19 protein-coding genes and 1 pseudogene are annotated in these 18,458 nt (G+C 54.2%); 10 read left to right on the forward strand and 10 right to left on the reverse strand.

The genetic code is table 11. The features are described 5' to 3' along the window. Positions 1 to 295: 295 nt before the first annotated feature. Complete coding sequence (locus tag CVS29_RS17790) at positions 296 to 1,525, reverse strand: lysophospholipid acyltransferase family protein (protein WP_110107936.1); 1,230 nt, start codon at positions 1,523 to 1,525, stop codon at positions 296 to 298. Further along, positions 1,522 to 2,196 carry a 3,4-dihydroxy-2-butanone-4-phosphate synthase gene (gene ribB, locus CVS29_RS17795; protein WP_245932328.1) on the reverse strand — a complete coding sequence of 225 codons (675 nt, stop codon included), beginning with the start codon at positions 2,194 to 2,196 and terminating at the stop codon, positions 1,522 to 1,524. The genes CVS29_RS17790 and ribB overlap by 4 nt, the downstream gene beginning before the upstream one ends. A gap of 148 nt (positions 2,197 to 2,344) precedes the next feature. Between ribB and CVS29_RS17800 the strand changes: the two genes are divergently transcribed. From CVS29_RS17800 to CVS29_RS17815, 4 genes and pseudogenes are all read left to right on the forward strand, one after another. Continuing rightward, on the forward strand, positions 2,345 to 2,842 hold the full coding sequence (locus CVS29_RS17800; protein WP_170121046.1) for a MarR family winged helix-turn-helix transcriptional regulator: 498 nt from the start codon (positions 2,345 to 2,347) through the stop codon (positions 2,840 to 2,842). 73 nt (positions 2,843 to 2,915) lie between these two features. Further along, positions 2,916 to 5,111, forward strand: a complete 2,196-nt coding sequence (locus tag CVS29_RS17805; protein ID WP_110107939.1) for an MMPL family transporter — start codon at positions 2,916 to 2,918, stop codon at positions 5,109 to 5,111. A 95-nt stretch (positions 5,112 to 5,206) separates the two neighbouring features. Next, positions 5,207 to 5,734, forward strand: a complete 528-nt coding sequence (locus CVS29_RS17810) for a MarR family winged helix-turn-helix transcriptional regulator (RefSeq protein WP_110107940.1) — start codon at positions 5,207 to 5,209, stop codon at positions 5,732 to 5,734. A gap of 197 nt (positions 5,735 to 5,931) precedes the next feature. After that, a pseudogene (locus tag CVS29_RS17815) lies at positions 5,932 to 6,562 on the forward strand (IS256 family transposase); the annotation flags it as partial. On the opposite strand, the gene CVS29_RS17820 reads toward CVS29_RS17815, so the two are convergent. The 4 genes from CVS29_RS17820 to CVS29_RS17830 all read right to left on the reverse strand — a co-directional run bounded on the left by CVS29_RS17820 (position 6,554) and on the right by CVS29_RS17830 (position 8,610). Next, positions 6,554 to 7,318, reverse strand: coding sequence for an IS3 family transposase (locus tag CVS29_RS17820; RefSeq protein ID WP_110107941.1), 765 nt, complete (start codon positions 7,316 to 7,318; stop codon positions 6,554 to 6,556). The pseudogene CVS29_RS17815 and the gene CVS29_RS17820 sit on opposite strands and share 9 nt — an antisense overlap. Continuing rightward, the gene (locus CVS29_RS18580) at positions 7,248 to 7,463 is read right to left on the reverse strand and encodes a hypothetical protein (protein WP_170121048.1); all 216 of its coding nucleotides are present in this window, start codon (positions 7,461 to 7,463) and stop codon (positions 7,248 to 7,250) included. Before CVS29_RS18580 ends, CVS29_RS17820 begins: the two co-directional genes overlap by 71 nt. A gap of 77 nt (positions 7,464 to 7,540) precedes the next feature. Further along, positions 7,541 to 7,852 (reverse strand): transposase, encoded by a 312-nt coding sequence (locus CVS29_RS17825; protein ID WP_146213125.1) that lies wholly within the window; start codon positions 7,850 to 7,852, stop codon positions 7,541 to 7,543. 119 nt (positions 7,853 to 7,971) lie between these two features. Further along, complete coding sequence (locus tag CVS29_RS17830) at positions 7,972 to 8,610, reverse strand: HD domain-containing protein (RefSeq protein ID WP_110107943.1); 639 nt, start codon at positions 8,608 to 8,610, stop codon at positions 7,972 to 7,974. Positions 8,611 to 8,762: 152 nt separating this feature from the next. Between CVS29_RS17830 and CVS29_RS17835 the strand changes: the two genes are divergently transcribed. Further along, positions 8,763 to 9,743, forward strand: a complete 981-nt coding sequence (locus CVS29_RS17835) for a GlxA family transcriptional regulator (protein WP_110107944.1) — start codon at positions 8,763 to 8,765, stop codon at positions 9,741 to 9,743. A 399-nt stretch (positions 9,744 to 10,142) separates the two neighbouring features. Then, positions 10,143 to 10,583: a Fur family transcriptional regulator gene (locus CVS29_RS17845; protein ID WP_110107946.1), complete on the forward strand. Its 441-nt coding sequence runs from the start codon at positions 10,143 to 10,145 to the stop codon at positions 10,581 to 10,583. Positions 10,584 to 11,165: 582 nt separating this feature from the next. On the opposite strand, the gene CVS29_RS17850 is transcribed toward CVS29_RS17845, so the two are convergent. After that, entirely contained in the window at positions 11,166 to 11,465 is a 300-nt protein-coding gene (locus CVS29_RS17850; RefSeq protein WP_146213126.1) for a hypothetical protein, read from the reverse strand. 911 nt (positions 11,466 to 12,376) lie between these two features. On the opposite strand from CVS29_RS17850, the gene CVS29_RS17855 reads away from it, so the two are divergent. Together CVS29_RS17855 and CVS29_RS17860 are read left to right on the forward strand one after the other, a co-directional pair. Next, complete coding sequence (locus CVS29_RS17855; RefSeq protein WP_146213127.1) at positions 12,377 to 12,886, forward strand: hypothetical protein; 510 nt, start codon at positions 12,377 to 12,379, stop codon at positions 12,884 to 12,886. Positions 12,887 to 12,978: 92 nt separating this feature from the next. After that, positions 12,979 to 14,010, forward strand: a complete 1,032-nt coding sequence (locus CVS29_RS17860) for a COG1361 family protein (RefSeq protein WP_146213128.1) — start codon at positions 12,979 to 12,981, stop codon at positions 14,008 to 14,010. Between the two features lie 519 nt (positions 14,011 to 14,529). On the opposite strand, the gene CVS29_RS19030 is transcribed toward CVS29_RS17860, so the two are convergent. From CVS29_RS19030 to CVS29_RS17875, 3 genes are all read right to left on the reverse strand, one after another. Then, positions 14,530 to 14,760: a recombinase family protein gene (locus CVS29_RS19030; RefSeq protein ID WP_245932329.1), complete on the reverse strand. Its 231-nt coding sequence runs from the start codon at positions 14,758 to 14,760 to the stop codon at positions 14,530 to 14,532. A 251-nt stretch (positions 14,761 to 15,011) separates the two neighbouring features. After that, positions 15,012 to 15,482 (reverse strand): cyanase, encoded by a 471-nt coding sequence (gene cynS, locus CVS29_RS17870; RefSeq protein ID WP_110107950.1) that lies wholly within the window; start codon positions 15,480 to 15,482, stop codon positions 15,012 to 15,014. A 33-nt stretch (positions 15,483 to 15,515) separates the two neighbouring features. Further along, positions 15,516 to 16,175, reverse strand: coding sequence for a carbonic anhydrase (locus CVS29_RS17875; protein WP_110107951.1), 660 nt, complete (start codon positions 16,173 to 16,175; stop codon positions 15,516 to 15,518). A 116-nt stretch (positions 16,176 to 16,291) separates the two neighbouring features. Between CVS29_RS17875 and cynR the strand changes: the two genes are divergently transcribed. Further along, complete coding sequence (gene cynR, locus CVS29_RS17880; RefSeq protein WP_218867983.1) at positions 16,292 to 17,164, forward strand: transcriptional regulator CynR; 873 nt, start codon at positions 16,292 to 16,294, stop codon at positions 17,162 to 17,164. Between the two features lie 914 nt (positions 17,165 to 18,078). Next, positions 18,079 to 18,399 carry a hypothetical protein gene (locus tag CVS29_RS17885; RefSeq protein ID WP_146213129.1) on the forward strand — a complete coding sequence of 107 codons (321 nt, stop codon included), beginning with the start codon at positions 18,079 to 18,081 and terminating at the stop codon, positions 18,397 to 18,399. Positions 18,400 to 18,458 lie beyond the last annotated feature (59 nt).

The following is an 18,458-nucleotide window of genomic DNA, read 5'->3' on the forward strand; positions in this document are numbered from 1 at the left end:
TCACCAACTACGTCGCCAGGTCACTGCTCGAATCAGGCGGATTCAGACCGAAACTACACTCTTAATTCTGAAGAGCCCTATTATCTCGTTTGACAGGACGGACAACGCAACATCTACCTGGTCAATAATGACAACCATTCCCCGTTTAGCGGAAAGGTGCTCGACTAATCTGACCCGTTCTTCACCATCGGGCCAGATTCCCCGCAAATACCACTCCCCAGCCGCCCCTCTTTCCCATCGTGCTCGATGTAGATCGTCTTTTACAATTAGATGTCCGTGTGGAGTCAGGAGAACATTAGACATGATCATCACTGAAACCAGATAGCTTTTTGAGTTCTTTGCGGACTTTCGCAATGCGTCCCGATGTCCGGGGGTCTTCGGGGGCAGATTCACTCAGTACGCGGCGGTAAGTGGATTTGGCCGCCGAGACACGCCCTGCAGCCAGCTGGGCCTCGGCAAGACCTGCCAAAGCCCTTGTGTCACCTGCGGGTGAGCTATTGGCGGAGACAAGAAAGTGATGCTGCGAGGCGGCTTTATTGCCTCCAAGTAATTGAGGAGTGCCCAGATACCAGCGACCAAGCAAGTAGTTCGCATCCTTATGCTCCGGTATCTGCCTCAACACTTTGGTCGCCTGGTGACGCATCTGATTGGCATGAAGAATTTTTCGCAAAAATCTGGAGCTTGTAGCTTCTAATCCACGCAGTCTTGCCTGCTGTGTCTGGAGGTCCGGATCCACTGGATTTGTGCGGAGGTAGAGCTCCAGCAGGAATTCGATTTGTCGCCTAGTGCGCTGGGGAAGATTGGCGTTCTCATCGAGGCTCGCCGTAATTAGCTCATCAACAAGTGCTGCTCCCTTGTTGGACAACGCATCTTTGTGTGTCATGCTGGCATTTTTTTCAGCTTGATTCATCAGTTTTTTGATTGCGTCATGGGCTTGATCGGCCAATGCTTGGGCTTGTTCGTTTTTGCTGCCCATTGAGGAGGGCATGATGGGCGTCCCAAAAGCGATATGCACGGATCCCTGGCGGAATAGAACCTGTCCTTTTGCCAGCACTGAACTGGAACCAACGATCCCCATGGGAATTACAGGCACCCCTGCCCTCATAGCGAACCTGAAAGCTCCCGCCTTGAACGGCAGGAGTTCAGAAGAGCCGTTACGGGTTCCCTCTGGATAAACGCAGAGCACGTCGCCTGCAGCAAAGACCCTTTGTATCGCGCGGATGGTTTCCGGTGATGGGCTATCCCGGTCTACCGGAATGCCGTACCACGCTTCGCTCCAAATACGGGGAAGGGTACGTTCAAAGCTTTCCTTTTTGGTAAGGAACCAAGTAGGAACCCCCCTTACCGCATTGACGACAAATTCAACGACGAAATGGTCAAAATAACTTGAATGGTTTGGAACAAGGACGAATGATCCCGTTCGCGGGATGTTTTCAAGCCCTTCCATCGTTCCGATGTGCTTTAAGACAGTACGTTGGGAAAAGGGGAAGGTCAGCGACCGCACCAGGTCACCTGTGGTTTTCACAGGGAGGCACCTGCAGAAGCCAAATGCGCATGCAAGGTTTCGATGGTTGTGATCAACAAGCCCGCTTCAGCTGCAAATTTGATCAACTCGTTCAGCCGGAGCATCTCACCGTCCGCACCTATTATTTCAACAATCACGCCTGCAGGTGTAAGTCCTGCTAACCTCGCCAAATCAACAGCTGCCTCTGTATGCCCAGGCCGTTCCAAGAGTCCCCCATCTTTGGCAACGAGCGGGAACATGTGCCCAGGCCGCTGTAAGTCATTTGCGGTTCCAGTCAATGCCAACTCGATTGTCTTAGCCCTCTCGAAAGCGGAAATTCCCGTTTTCACTCCATGGGCTAAGGTGCCATCAATGCTTACTGTGAAAGCGGTACCCATATGATCCTCGTTGCGCTGGACCATGGGATCCAAGAGAAGCTCTGTTGCCCTTTCCTGTGTTAAAGCCAGGCACACCAGTCCACGCGCATTGGTGATCATAAAATTGATGGCCTCCGGTGTGGCGAAATCAGCGGCAATGATCAAATCACCTTCGTTCTCCCGATTCTCATCATCCACCACTACGATCATCTCGCCCCGCGCGATCGCAGCAATTGCTTCGGCTGCGCCGGCTAGTCCGGGAATGCTGCTTACTAATTCGGTTCCGATGTACGTGCTCATTTTGTATTCCTGCACTTTTGTATAGGGAAGTACATCAAACCCCGATGTCCCCTTGGTTTTTTGGATGATGGGTCAATCAATGTTTCAACATTAATTGTCACATGATGTATGCTGCAGCATGTTTATTGACCTGTCAACAATAAGAAGCGGATGTTACCTTCCAGTGATCACAGACATTCCTCCCAGCCTGGACATCGATGGCCAGAGCCCTGCTGGCAAGCAACTGCAATTGACACTCCTTGCTGTGCAAAAACATGGGAACCGGCGCCTTTCGGATTCACTAAGAAAGTTCAACCTGACCCTCCTTCAATCGGATATCTTGGAGATTCTGTTCTCAAGAGAGGAGCTGAACCTGAAGGAGATTGGGGCCCTCACCCTTTGTGACAGCGGAAGCCCGAGTCGCTCCATGGACCAATTGGTCCAACGTGGATATGTCGACCGCCGCAGGGATGCCCATGATCGGAGGATCGTTCATTTCAGCATTACGAGTTCCGGGCAGTCCCTTGGTCTGAAAATTGCACGCGCCATGACATGGATCGATGACGAACTGCACGACAGCCTGTCAGATGAAGGCATTGAAAATATGACGAATGCTTTGCGTCTGCTTCTAGGAAACAGTTCAGAGTCGGTGCGGCTGAACAATAGGCTGCCCACTGTCTGATCGACATGAGGTCAAATGAGTGATACAACATACATGTTACATCACTCACTTTACCCAACCGAAAGCTCATTCCATGAACCGTTTACCGCAGTTCTCCATTGCACACCCACGAATCATCTTGGGGCTCTGGCTGATCATTATGATGATTTCCGGATTCTTTGCACTCAAACTCGATGGGGCATTGACTGCAGGTGGATTCACCAATCCCCGCGCTGAGGCCATTACAACCCAACAAGTAGTTGAACAGGCCTTTGGAGATGCTCCAAACCAAGTTCTAATCGCGGTTGAAGCCGAAAAATCGATTACAGCTACCGAGATCGAAGGACTGGGTGCGGAACTTACGGCCCTAGGTGCCGAATCAATCCAAACGCCACTGACAAATCCTGCCTGGCAATCAAATGACGGCAAAACCGCAGTACTTGCAGCAGGCTTCCTCGGCGACAATACGGAAATCCAAAATTTGACTCCCGACCTTCAGCAATCGCTGTCCGAATCCACGGAAGCCCGCATCTATGTCACCGGCCAGCCAGCCCTGGACTACAACCTCAACGTCCATTCAAAGGAAGACGCCGTTCGTGCGGAACTGATTGTCTTTCCCCTGCTGATCATAATTCTCTTGATTATTTTCCGGTCTGTTGCAGCCACTGCAGTACCACTCGTCTTGGCGGGCAGTGCGCTGGCTGTAAGTTACGCCCTCGGCTACCTTGTAACCCGGCTTACCGACATCTCTTTGTTGTACACAAACATTGTTTCCATGATTGGCTTGGCAGTCGCCGTGGACTACTCATTGTTTATTATCAAAAGATATCGTGAAGAGCTCTCCCACGGCCACGACATTTCCAGCGCGCTGTCCACGGCATTCAATACAGCGGGCCGTTCGGTGGTCTTCAGCGGCATCGCGGTAGTAGTTGCACTGTCAGCGCTATTTATCCCAAATCTTATGGCCTTCACCAGCATTGCTCTCGGAGGAATCGTCGTCACCCTCTCCGCGCTACTGCTTACGATGACAGTTCTGCCGGCAGGGCTGAAGCTCTTGGACCGCCGCATTGAATGGGGCACATTGAAATTCCTGCCTGCTCCTCGCATCCCATTAAAGACCCGCGGCAAGAAAAACCCCGGAGTAGTCGCTTCAGCGGGTGCTCTCATGATGTTGTTGATGGCCATGCCGATGCTGGGAATATCCCTTCAATCCCCAGTGGCCAGCGCCAGCGTTCTCCCCGCTGATGATTCTGCCCGCATCGGCCTTGAACGTATTGAGCAAAATATTGGTCATGAAGGGCTCTTTCCCATTCAAGTTGTCCTCACAGCATCAAATGATGTTTCACGTATGCAAACACTTCAATCAATTCAACAAGTTACAGATGAGGTGGAGCGCCTTGACCCCTCAGCGATAGTACGCTCGGTGCTGACAAGTGGAATTTCCCAAGCAGAACTGGCGAAGGCACTTGAATCATCAGTGCCCGAACCTTTGGCTTCCCTCTGGTCCAATGCCGACAACTCAAGCGTGACGCGGATTGTGATCGACCCCTCGGCAGGACCAGACACCGTATTCACTCACGAACTCATCAAGGAACTAAGGGCAAGCCTCGCAGGCATCGCTCCCTCAGCAGACATAATTGGCGTAACAGGAGCAACAGCGCAGGGAATCGACTTCGACAACACGCTTGTTAGTTCAATCCCTTGGATCCTGGCGCTGGTTTTCCTGCTTACGTACGCCATGCTGCTGATCGCTTTCAAATCAGCCCTTCTTCCCCTCATAGCATTGGCGTTCAATACGCTCGTCGTTCTGGCCAGCGTAGGCCTACTAACTGCATTCGTTGATATTTCGGGTCAGGCGCCCATGAACTCAGTGACACCGATCTTGCTTTTCGCAGTCATGTTTGGGCTGAGCATGGACTATATGGTCATAATAATTTCCCGCATCATTGAGGCATACAAAAACGGGCTCGCGTACAATGATGCCATCGAAGCTGGCACCACCCAGACACGTAGCATGATCAACAGCGCAGCACTCATCATGGTTGCCGTTTTTGTGGCGTTCACATCAGCCCAGATCAGCATCGTTAGGGAGATCGGCATTGGGCTGGCAATTGCAGTGATCCTTGATGCCGTCGTCATCCGGAGCATCATAATGCCGGCAGTTCTTCGACTCATGGGGCCCCGGGCACTTGGCCGGAGGATACAGCGTGAAGGTGAACCTGTTAAAAATTCTGACTCTGATGAAGCTATTGAAATGAATTTAGAGTACGGGAACCTAGTCAAGCAGTGATCACCCCTCACCAAGGAAAATACGTGACATGTTATTATTTTCATTGGATACTAGCCTCAATAGGCTTACATGCCTAATCGTAGAGGAGAGTTGGAATGCGACACGGAAGAGCGAAAATTGACGCACCCGAAACTCTGCTGGCCCCATCTGAACTCAGGTATTTGGTCCTTGCTGCCCAAAGAGAGGGAAGCCGGGCACTTTCGCGTAAACTTAGTGAGTTCAAACTCACTGTCTCTCAATCGGAGATCCTCCTTGTTTTGGATGAATTCGGCCCATTGACTCTGAAAGGTCTTGGTGAACTGATCGTTTGTGAGGCGGGCAGTCCAAGTCGTATCGTCGAGGCCTTGGTGAACCAAGATCTAATTTTACGAACGCCAAATCCAAAGGATCGTCGAGCAGTGCTTTTGGAACTGTCCTCAAAAGGCACATCCCTGCTGCCTCAACTTCGCAAAGTCGAGGAAGAGATTGACACTGAGACAGCTTCATTGTTCTCCCTTGAGGAAACGCAGGCCCTTACGGCCTCACTTCGACGCTTCCTCGGATTCACCGCGAGTGGCCCTGTTTTAGATCGACGGTTTGAGCAAAAAAGGATTCCTATCCAAGCGCCAAACCGCGTGGCATAGGTTCCGCTCAGCGGAGCTCACGCCCACGCGGGTAAAATCTTCGATCCGAGATGATGCGTATCAAAAATCGTAGACAACGAGACTATGTATGAAAGTGAAATATCCGGCGCTAGGTACTTGCGTCGGATATCTCACTTTAAACAAGACACCGCTATATCGGCCACGCAGGAGCCCGTTGATGCTCCACTGTTTCCTCAGCCGACCCGTTCGAACGTTCCAAGGCGCGCACGCCCCAGCTCAACGGTTCCCGGCCCAGGACCTTGACGACCATAGCGGGTGATTTGAACCTGAAGATCTCCAAGCTGCGGAACGTGTCGTTCTTCCCTGCGTTGCTTGAACGGCTCCGCCGCGTTAATCAGGCCCTCTACATGGTTGTGATGGAGGCCTATCTGCACGGAATTTCCACCGCAAGGTCGACAATTTGGTCTGGGCGCTCGGGGCCGATACGGGATTCCCAAGTCCGAGGTCTCCCGGATCTGTCAGGACCTGGACCAGAAGGTCGGTGCTTTCCGTGTCTCTGACCTCGTGGCCATGGACTACCCGTACGTGTTCCTCGATGCGACTCGCTGCAAGGCCAGAGTCGCGCACCGTGTGGTGTCTCAAGCGTTCGTGGTCACTTTTGGTGTGGCTGAGGACGGGCGCCATGAGGTGTTGGGTTTCGATGTTGGCGACAGCGAGAACGAGGAGTTCTAGACCGCGTTCCTGCGTTCCATGAAAACCCGTGGACTGGACGGGGTGAAGCGAGCGATCTCCGATGCCCACATCGGCTTGAAGAAGACTATCGCCACGGTCTTCCAGAGCGTTGAACCGTCCCGGAAATTATGCCGCCAGTTTACTGGCGACTTCATCGGGTAACGAGCCGCTTTTTTCATCATAGTAGAGTTCTTCGAATTCCACTGGAGCACGGTACCCCAGGGTCGAATGTAGCCTTTCGTTGTACCAATGAACCCAGTCCACCACGATTTCCACCACATCAGATTCAGCCATCAAAGGCCCGGTTCTGAACGGTGATTCCTTGGCCACGGCCTCGTTCTTGAACAAGCCCATCACCGTTTCGGCAGCGGCATTATCGTACGCATCCCCGATCGTGCCGATCGAGGGCACCAGACCCTCCATGGCCAGTGTTTGGGTATACCTCGCAGAGGTGTATTCCGAGCCGGCATCGCTGTGGTGGACAGTTCCCATCACCGGCCTCACATGCGGGTGTCGTTCAGTGCGGCGCCGCCAGAGAGCCAGCTGGAGAGCCTCCTCCACGAACGCGGTGTCATGCGAGGTCGACGACGCCCACGACAAGATCCTGCGGGAGAACAAATCGATCACGAAGGACACGTAAGCGAACCCGCCACGAACGGGAACATAGGTAAAGTCCGTGACCCAAACCTTGTTCGGGGCATCGGTGAAGAAGTTCCTGTTCAACAGGTCCTTGGCCCGAATTTTGTCCTTGGAACGGATCGTCGTAGTCGTCCTGCGCCCCCGCACCAGACCCTTCATCCCAGCTACACGCATCAGCCGGTCAACGGTGTGCTTGGAGATATCGGGCGAACCCGTTACGCCGCAACCAGACCCGCATTTTCCGTCGACCATAAAGCACTTCAGGCTTCAGCTTGAGCGTCTTCGGATCAGGCTTCTGCAGGTCATAGAGCTTGTTGAGAATTAACGCGTCGGTAACGACGCGCGGTGCCGGCTCATCCGCTTTCCAGCTGCGATACGTGCGGGCAGAGACCTTCACGCCCTGAATAGTCAGGGCCTGGCAGATCTGCTGGACTGCGTAGCCACGTTCGCGTTGCTGATCGATGAACTCAGTAATTAGTGACGGCGAGGGTCCAGCTCCCTCGCGAAGAAAATCGCTGACGCTTTCAGGATTTCATTCGCTTCTTCAAGGTCCTTGACCTTGGATTTGAGTGCTTTGATCTCGGCAAGTTCTTCACTGCTTGGCCCGGTCCTCTCACCGGCATCAACTTGTGCCTGGAGAACCCAGCGTCGCAGCGATTCTTTACCAACATTGAGCTTCGGCGCCATCTCGGCACACGCAGCATAGACAGACTTATAACGATCCATCCGGTCCATCACGTAAGACACGGCACGGCTCTTCACTTCAGGGGTGTACTGCTTAGGCATGCTATCCATTCTCTCAATAGAAAACGGCACAAAACCCGGGACGATTCACACCAGCAATTCCCGCATGCTGAAGAGTCGTAGTGAGCCAGCAATATCTGATGCGTTTGCTGCTTGTTCTTTTACTCGGGCCAGTCACTTCCAAGAATTTTCTCGACGAAATCTTCGCGGACGAAGGATGGATCGTAGTGGGAAAGAACGTCCGCGTTGACGTTTCCAAACGTCGTGCTCGGACGATGAACGTTTCCATGGGTGAAAGCCTCGAGGATGCGCCGTTTGAAGTCGGGTCGGGGGTGGGCGTCAGTGACGCTTGAGATGAGCGACGGGTCCAAATGCTGGTAGCCGATCCCGAGAACATCTGTTTCAACACCTGCAGTTACCAGAGCCACCTCCGGTGCGAGGAATTCAGGGATCGAGGGGGTTGTGTGCAGTGCAATGGCCAGCCAGACCTTGTCAACGAGGCTAGTATCTATCCCACGCTGGAGGAGGAAGTCGCGAGCAGCGTTGGCGCTATCTACCTCAAATCGATGGGTTTCGCTGCCATATTCAGTGGTAAGGCCGAGGTCATGGAACATCGCACCGACATAGAGTAACTCCAGATCAGGGGTCAGTCCCCGCAGCTGTCCTTGGAGAGCACCGAAGAGGAACACACGTCGGGAGTGATGGTAGATCAGATCGGTTGTGGCCTCGCGGACGAGTTCAGTCGCATCGCGGACTAGCGCGGTGTCCGGGATCGTGATTCCAGCAATTGTCTCAGTCATGGTTTGCCTTTCAAGAGTATAGAGATTTAGTGCTTCTATCTCCCATCTTCGTCTTCCTCGACTCCACAGCGCTATGTCCGATCGGACTAAGATAGCGTAATAACGGACATAGAGGTAGATAACACTGAGATTACTCATAAAGGAGACTGACCATGGTGCGTGGGCGAGCTATTAGTGTGGGTATGGTTGCCTTCGACGGCGCGCAGCTCCTAGACCTCACCGGGCCCTTAGAGGTCTTCAATCAGGCCAATCGTTTGGGGGCAGCGAACTATCACCTCCAGATCATCGGGTGGAGAGACCTTAAAGTAATCACCTCATCCGGTGTTCAACTTGTGGCTGACATCTTGGCAACAGACTGTGCCCCGGTTGACCTGTTGATGGTCAGCGGAGCGGACGATCTTTCGCAGCTGCCAACCGATCCAAGTTTGCGGGAGCAACTAGAGCGATTGATGCGCCACTCATCGCGAGTGGCGTCGATCTGCACAGGTGCTTTTATCCTTGCCTCGGCCGGACTTCTTGATGGGCGTCAGGCAACAACTCATTGGAAGCACGCTGATGCACTTGCGGTCAGGTTTCCCCGTGTTCAGGTCGACCCAGATGCCATCTTTGTTCGAAGTGGACGTTTTATCACCAGCGCCGGTGTGACCTCCGGTATCGATCTAGCACTCGCGCTTGTCGAAGAGGACCATGGGCCAGATCTCGCACGCGACATCGCTCGCGAACTTGTCGTATTCCTGAGACGGCCCGGTGGGCAATCACAATTCTCCATACGTCAACGCACACCCGTTACCACGGATATGCGACTCCACAAACTAATGGACGTTATTACAAATGACCCTGCGGAAACTCACACAGTTGAATCTATGGCAAGCACCGTTGCCATGAGCTCACGGCACCTGCGACGTCTTTTCCACCGAGAAATTGGTACAACACCGGGAGGGTTCATCAGCAAAACTCGCCTCGAGGCTGCGCGCATGCTTTTAGAACAAGGGCTCAACGTCACCCAGGCGGCCACCCGAGCCGGATTCGCCAATGATGAAGCCCTTCGCCGCGCCTTCAAAGGAACCTACGACACGCTGCCGACCACTTATCAGGACCGCTTCCGAACGACTCAAGCTGAACCCGTGGACTAAATAAAGTACCTGTTTATTGAATACCTCTGCCACTCGATTAAATATTGGGAGGGACTCCTGCCCGCTTGACCACGCCCCCTCTTGGGTTGGCCGGCGAATAGTTAGCTCAGATTCAAGGAAAAATTCACCAAGATCCATCATTGTCATTGAAGGCCATGCTCGGCAGAGACACCTAGTACCAGTATCAACGTCCCCAAAACTTTGATGCCTCGGTAGCTTCGAAGACTTCCCGTGGAGGAGAATTTAATGTCAGAGGAGTGAGGTGCACTCGGTGCATGCCCGTACAAGGGCTGATCCACCACATGTGTATCCATGCTGGGGAGGCACATATCGGTGGTGATCATACGGGCGACCAATGAGTTGTTTTGAGTAACTAAAAACAACTGGTACTGTTGTTTCATGAGCAAAGATGAGCGGCACGTAGTCTTCCAGGACCGGCTTCGATCGGCTGGCTTGAAGGTTACGGCCCCACGCGTCGCTGTTTTAGGCATTTTGTCAGACCGTGAGCATCTTGATGCCGAAACGATTTTTTCTGCGGTTTTTGTGCTGTTGCCAAGGATCTCCCTGCAGACCGTTTACGGTGTGTTGGCGGCACTTGTTTCTGCGGGTCTGGTTCGAAAGATCGAACCTGCAGGGTCGGCAGCACTCTACGAATGTCGCGTCGGTGATAATCACCACCATATGGTATGTCTCACTTGCAAACGAGTTGAGAACGTCGATTGCGTTATCGGCGCGAGTCCATGCCTTACACCCTCGAACTTCAACGGTTTCATCATCAGCGCAGCTGAAGTAAATTTCTGGGGCTTGTGCTCCGAGTGCCAATTAGTCGCCGCGCTTTAGGGCCCCGACGCAGCTAAATAATTCATAGCTGGCAGCGAATTTTTAGCACACTACTAAGACCTTCTACACGGCCACTTTTGTGATGCCTAAATCTAGCTAATATCAAAGGATCCAACATGAATACGTCACTTCTTTTCCCACTACGCCCTGTCCCATACGTCCTTGGAGAGAATCAATCAGATACCACTACATCAGCAGCGGGGCCACAAAAGGCTAGAGGCATTGCGCGTGCTCTACGGGGCTCATACGTGAGCGCCATGGCCCCGAATTCAGTTCCTGGCTCCTATGTGAGCACCACTAAGCCCCAGCCCGATTTTGAGGGAAGCTACGTTTCCTCGGCGGCACTCAGAGATCAGGGAGTCGGTTCGTACGTGAGCTGCGCTCCACGCTCAACAAAATAGCACAAAAACATCTAATACAGACCCAAAATCTGAGCAAAGTGGTGTGCGAGACCAATCTTTCAGTGTTCTAAATCCACCCGTCAAGGCTCCTGTGAGTTGACTGCCTATTGTGCAACCAAGACAGATTTTGGGTGGGATCGTAAAGCACCGCTACTGAGGCTAAGAGAGAAATGGAGATTACTCATCGTGAAGCGTGGGGATTGGGCCATTCCTTATCGATGTACGAGATTCTCAGCTGGTACATTGTCTGATCCCCGTACAACTTCAACGTTGTGAGTAGTTTTCCTACCGCGCCAATATGTCCACCTTCAATAAGGCGAATGATTCCAGTCGTCAGGTCACCTAGACGGCAAGCACCCACCATGACGCTCGCACTGCGCAGGCTCAGGACAGCATCCATAGCCTCGTCATTGTGATCCTCGATGATGGCATCACGGATCCGCTTAAAACGACCGGGCCACATACTGACGTACCGTTTCACAAAACTACAACAGAGTGATCTTTCACCGTCAAGGGATTCCTCCAACGATTCTAGGGTTTCCTTGCAGACTAGCTCTAAGGGGCTATCTTCCATATTCCCGTGTCGGGCTCCCGACTGCTTGGATGTTGCTTGGGTGAGTCATGGTCCTCTGGTATTACGAGGGATCCCAACGTATACCCATAATGGACCAAACTATGAATCTCCATTGAGGTGGATCCCTCGGAATCCTCGTCCGTATCAGTGTGAACGGTGTACCCAAAAGACAGTCTGGTTGACACCGCCCGCGGCTTCTTGACCGGCATATTGACATGGATAGATGATTTTTTGTCTGGGTATATTTGGTGTCGCAGGTGCGGTCATCGGGTAAGGGTTCGGGGTGTTGTTGTTTTTGAGGTGGGCCTGGTTCTGATTTTGATAGAAACGCCACCTGGAGATGCCACAAGCTGGCAAATAACTCTAGGCCAAGATCAAGATCCTGCGTCAGCCCGTGTTGATGCTTGTCTAGGACTCCGGCACCTGCCGAGCAGTTGCTGCAGCGAGGCATCGCCAGATCGTTGACTCGGCTGTCCCAAGCATCCTGCCACTGGTGGCAGGATACTTGGGACTTGCTGACCGCAGGATGCCTAATTTTTTCCTCTCTAGCGCTCGCTGTGACCTGGACCGTTTAGTTACACGCGGGAGATCTACCAGAATTTTTTTAGTTGCTGCGTGGAAGCATTCGGTTTCGTCCGTGAGGAGCGGAGCCTCGCAGAGTAGCACACGAAAAAAACTTGAAATTGATGGATATTGATCACAAACGATCAGAAAAAGTCATTAGTGATAGTTTTAAAGCAGGACGTGAGGCGCCGTTAAACCTTTCGACCGCTGACCGTCCGGATGTCATTACATCCAACCTAATAAAGGTCTCTCTCATGCGAAAATTCGCGCGCACATCCATGATCATGCTTTCCGCAGCTGCACTACTTGGCACCATGGCCCTTCCCGCTTCCGCCGCTGATACCAAGTCGGCCACGAACGATGCAACTGTAACGATCGAGGCAGGTTTCCTCGTTTTGGACACCACGGCTGCGACATTGACTCTGGCCCACACTGGCGCTTCCGCGAAAGTATCGACGGCAACGGGGACCCTCACAGGGGTAAATGTTTCCGATCTTAACGGTGACGGGCTCGGCTGGGCGAGCTCGGTTTCCCTTAATGAGCTCAAGTTTGGCGACGAGATCATAACCCTTGCTGACGCTACATATGTCAATGCTATGACAGCCCAAACAGGAACCGTGACGACCGGTGGAGCAGCCGGGACCATTACCGCCCCGGCAGGCGGAAACAGTGACGTTACGTTCGACACCACTGTGACCGTGCAGGTTCCCAATACCGTCAAAACTGGTACATACACGGGCACACTCACCCACTCGTTGCTCTAACAGCTAACTAGAGGGGGCGGCGGACTTTCGTCGCTCCCTTTTTCTGCTTTTAAGAACTACGCCCAGTAGCAGTTATCGTCTGAGAGGCCTTCTTGCGCTCCCGAATCACCTTCTTTGCTATCCTGCTTTTTACGCTACTACCGGTAGCCCCGGCGATCGCCACAACACCCCCCCTAGTGGGTGATGATGCCCAAACCGAGAAGGTACCGGAATCCGGGATAGGTCTGCGGCTCTTAGACGTCCCGGCAGCTACACAAAAGGATCCTCGCGCGCGCTCTTACATAGTGGACCATCTGACCCCCGGCGCCACCATTAAACGGCGCCTACAGATCGCCAATGGCACCGATGAGGCGCATAACATCCAGTTATATCCCTCGGCTGCTTCTATTGAGGACAATGCCTTCAGCGCAGCGGCCGGCAATACGCCCAACGTGCTCACCGAGTGGACTTCTGTCAGCCAACCAGCTCTTGAGCTCCAACCTGGAGCCAGCGTAGAAGTCCTAGTGACGGTTAATGTTCCAGCCGACGCTCCTGAAGGTGAGAACTACGCCGTTGTCTGGGCAGAGGCACACCCTTCAAGTCAGACCGGTCAAGGCATTGTCAATGCCAGCAGGGTCGGGATACGGATGTATCTGTCCGTGGGACCTGGCAATGGTCCACCGGCGGATTTCAGTGTCAATTCAATGACACCTAGCCGCGATCTTGACGGGATACCTAACCTAACCGCACTGGTCACGAACACAGGCGGTCGAGCCTTGGACATCAGCGGCTCTCTTATGTTGGAAAAAGGCCCGGCCGGTCTCTCTGCAGGCCCATTTCCTCTGGATAAAGGCGTCACCATTGCACCCGGGGAAAGTGCGCCCGTACGCACAAGCCTGTCTCTGGAAATCCCTAGTGGACCCTGGCAAGCAACTTTTACAGTCAAAAGCGGCCTCATAACGCACGAGTCCACGGCCACCATTGTCTTCCCAGATGCTGGCCAAGGCCCGGCAGTCAAAGCGGATAACAGCGGGGACACCGTGATACTTATCGCCGCTTTTTCAATAGGAGCCGTGCTGGTCCTCCTCATAGCATTTTTGTGGTGGCGCCACCGCCGAAAAGCCCGCTTAATGCAGCTGAGTTAAGAGTTGCGATTCGTTAGACGGGCCAGCCCCAAGGGTGGCACCCGTCTTGGCCTTCTTAGGATCCGAAGGAGTAGTGATGCGTTTCAAGTCGAGCGTGTCTTTGGCCGCCCGTCCATTCGTTGCGATGATCGTGGCCATTGTTCCCCCAGATAACTCAACATCGGCTGTGCTGAGTTTCGTGTGAACGATAGGTTGGCTAAAGATCACATCGGAAGAATCAAAGAGGTCCTGATCTATTAGTCAACTCAAAGTGGCGGATAGATATTGATTATGGGAAAAATCCTTTCCATTCTTTCCCAGACTGGTAATACACCCCAGTTCAGGAGGGTTATTTTGTCATCCAGGATCCATGGCCAAGTAGCGGTAGACGGTGGCCCGGCTTGTGCCGACGTTGGTTGGTTTCAGGCCGTGAGTTTTGAGTAAGTGGGCTTGTTTGACATAGGTATGGGTTGCGGTGACTTCCGGTCCTCCTGCCTTGCACCCATGGGAGGCGGCGATCGCCATGCAGGCTTTGGTGCGTTAGGAGAGCTGGTCGCGCCCGAGCGGAGCAGAAGCGGAGATGATAGTCACCATGTGTCGTGCCATGGCGCCACCAAGATCGCTGCCAGGATCTGTGGCCATACCATCACGGAGGGACCGGAACTTTATATGGTGCTCCTTGACGGCGTCAAGGAGGTGTCGAGTATTGCCCCCGAGTCGGTTTTGTTGCCAGAACACGACTTCGTCCCCTTGGCTGAAGTGCTCCAGCATTTTGTCCAGCTCGGGGCGGCTGGTCTTGTTTCCACTGATTCCGTGGTCACTGTATATCCGTTAACACCCGGCAGCTTCCAGTTCCCGGATTTGCAGCTCGGTGTCCTGATCCGCGGTGCCGATCTTCCTTGACATGGGCGTCGGCGATATCGATGGGTTTTGGACGCAGTCTCTGACGGTTCTTTTCTGCACGTAAAGTTTGTGGCAGCGGTGGCTGTGTCCTCATTTCGAGAACACAGCCATGGCCGGGATCAGAAGGGCTTGGTGGGGAGGTATTTTCCGTCGAGGGTGATCACGGCGCGTGATCCGCCGTCGGGGTCTTCAACTTTCTTGATGTCCAGCTTGAAGTTGATGGCACTGATGATGCCGTCTCCGAATTGTTCGTGTACTAGGGCCTTCAGGGTTGAGCCGTAGACCTGAAGCATTTCGTAGAAGCGGTAGATGGTGGGGTCGGTGGGGATTCCGCCGGGGATGCTGCCGCGCAGTGGAATGGTCTGCAGCAACATGCTGGCGTCCTCACCCAGACCCAACCGCTCAGAGACGGTGTCCGCCGCGTTTTCAGGCAGTGGGTGCTGGCCAAGCAGGGCGGCGGTGACGAAGGCAAGGCTCAGGCCGGTCCCATCGGTCAGTTCCTGCCAGGAGAGGTTCTTGCGCATCTTGGCGTCGATGATGGCGGCTGTCAGTTCCTCGCGAGGAGCCTGGGCGTTTTGGGAGTGGATCATGGTTTTTCCTTTGTTTGTGGTGGTATCGGGTGGTCAAGCGACCAATCCGGATGTGGCCGGCGTGGCTCTGGTCTGGGGGTTGTTTGCAAGTGGGACAAAGTGGCCCGTGGCGCCGTCGAGGGTGTCGATGGAGCCGGTTTCGATGTCATAGACCCAGCCATGGAGGTTCAGTCGGTTCTGGTCCAAGGCTAGGGAGACGCAGGGATGTGTCTTGATGTTGGTCAGCTGGGCGTTAGCGTTCGCGCGGACCATGTCCGCGAGCCGTTCCTTGGCCGATACGTGGGTGCGGGCGGCGTTGACGACCTTCGCCGCATCAGCATGGGCAAGCCAGCTGGCCACCGCTGGCAGGTGATCCAGGTCAGTGCCTGAGGAGATGGCGGTCATTGCTCCGCAGTCGGAATGGCCACAGATGATGATGTCCGTAACTCCCAGGACGGAGACCGCGTACTCTACTGTCGCAGAGACACCGCCGGGCTGTGGGCCGTAGGCCGGCACGATGTTGCCGGCGTTGCGGATCACGAACAAGTCACCGGGTTCTTGCTGGGTGAGCAATTCAGGCACGACACGGCTGTCCGAGCAGGCAATGAACAGAGCCTTCGGGCTTTGTGCGGTGGATAGCTCCTTGAAGAGCCCCAAACGCTTCGGGAAAGCTTCCCGTTGGAACTTCAGCACGCCTTTGATGATGTCTTGCATGGGCCCTCTCCTTGTTAGGGTTGTTGAACACTTCAAGGATGACGGAAATTTTCTATAGTGTCCAAGACTTGATTACAATGATGTCAATAGTCATTACCTATAGTTAGAGGTTCGTGATGCTACAGCAGATTCGTTATCTGAATGCGGTTGTGGAGTACCAGAACTTCACCCGTGCGGCCGAGGCACTGCATGTCTCCCAACCAACCCTGTCGCAACAGATCAAGCAACTGGAGAAATCGCTGCATGTCCAGCTCTTGGACAGGTCCGGGCGAACCGTGCGGCTGACGGATGCTGGCGAGAACTACCTCCGCTATGCCCGCCGTGCCCTGCGGGAGCTCGACGCCGGAACCCGGGCTGTCCATGACGTTCAGGATCTGAGCCGTGGATCACTCCGGCTGGCGATGACGCCCACGTTCACCTCCTACCTGATCGGTCCGCTAATCGAACGCTTCAGCACCCTCTATCCCGGCATAAACTTGAGGATGCAGGAGGCGACCCAGGACAGTATCGAGGCGGCGCTGGCCGCGGACAGCCTCGACCTAGGTATCGCCTTCACCCCTGTTCGTTCAGCCGAGATCGAGCCACAGGCACTCTTCGTCGAAACCCTTGGACTCGTCGTCGGCAACCACCACCCCCACGCCGGCGCCCATGCGCCCCTGACCCTGCGAGAGTTGGAACAAGAGAACCTTGCACTGCTCAGTGGCGACTTTGCCACCCGGCGCCACATCGACCTGCACTTCCGGGACCACGGAATTGCCCCCCGCATAGCGATTGAGGCCGACTCCATCAGCGCGATCGTGGAAATCATCCGACGAGGCCAACTCGCCACTGTCCTGCCCGAAGCCATTGCCCGCGAACAGCCCGGGCTAGACCGCGTGGACCTCTCGCCGCCCATTCCGCCCCGCACAGCCGCCCTGCTCAGAAGGAAAGGCGCCTATCAGAGCGCAGCCAGCCACGCGTTCACAGAGCTGTTATCGACGTGGAGCTAGCCGCCTGATGCGCCCGCAACCAACACATCCACCCGTAAAAACCTAACTTGACCAATGGCGCCATAACGGAAAGCAACGAGAACGTCGGATGGCGCCAAGCATAGTCTCCAGACCCTGACCGCATCCGACGACTCGATACTGGGCCTTCAAACCAAGGGCGCGGCACCATACCAGGGAAGAAAACCAACCCGTGGATCTGCCACCCCTCCCGATATACACCATTGAGATCTCCCATACGGACACGGAATGGATGTGCAGACGACCAGAGACAATGACAATTTAAGGCGCGAGAGGACAGCTGCGTTTCGTCCTATCAAAGGAACCATTGACCGGAAACCCGCCAACCACTTCCCCACATCGACAGCCCGCGGTGCAGATCGCCGGATATCCGCGGGTTGCGCCAACTCCGGAAATTCCCAGCAATGTGTCTCACTCGGATGTTCTCGAAATTCTTAAGTACTGAGCTTTGTTGGGATCCCAAAAATGGGGTATATAAGACGCATCTGGGAGCCCAGTCTCCTCTGACCGACTGATACCCCGCAGCTCACGTGGGGCAAGGCGATGTAGCGGATGAACAGTAGTGGCAGACTGCTCGCTAGCTTGGAACCTGACCGTTTTCCACAAACCGGACGTGGGAACTGGCCAGCGAAGTCCGTGGCAGGGAAGATAGTTAGCACACGGGAACTAACCCCACGGGTACCGCCAGTTCACGGTTCGAGCAACATCACCAGCATCAGGCCGCAGCTATTGGCGGGGATGGAGAGGCTATGTCGGTACAAATACGACAGCGATGGGCACTTCTGCTGTTTCCTGCTGCGATCTTCCTAACCCAGTGTTCTTGGGTGGCACCGGACGGGTCACCGGGCGATATTAAATCAACTACTGCTGCCTCAGCGACTGAAGGGTCGTCCTCCGTGACCGGTATTTCAGCAGATGCTGCCAAAAGTGCCGGGGCCTTTGCTGCCCCCGGCGACGCAACGCTGTCGATCGATTCATCAAGATACAGCGTCTCAGGCAGTACGGTCACCGTCACGGTGCACAATATCAGTGACGTTGACGAGAACTACGTGCTGGTTTTTCTATACGGGCGGCGGGAAATCAGTACGGTCCCTATCGCCGTTTCTGCCGGCCAGACCCTGTCCTGCAAGGTCACGTTGGAGGGGGAACAAGTAAGCGGCGTCCGACTCGACGGAGAGCTATTAGGGGAGGGCGTTGCTGATCTACCGGTGAAATAATGCTGGGAGGTCCAACCCGGGCATAAGTCATCTGCGTAGTGAATTGTCGTCAATAATGA

Origin of the sequence: Arthrobacter psychrochitiniphilus (assembly GCF_003185915.1) — a bacterium.
Taxonomy (GTDB): Bacteria; Actinomycetota; Actinomycetes; order Actinomycetales; family Micrococcaceae; genus Specibacter; species Specibacter psychrochitiniphilus.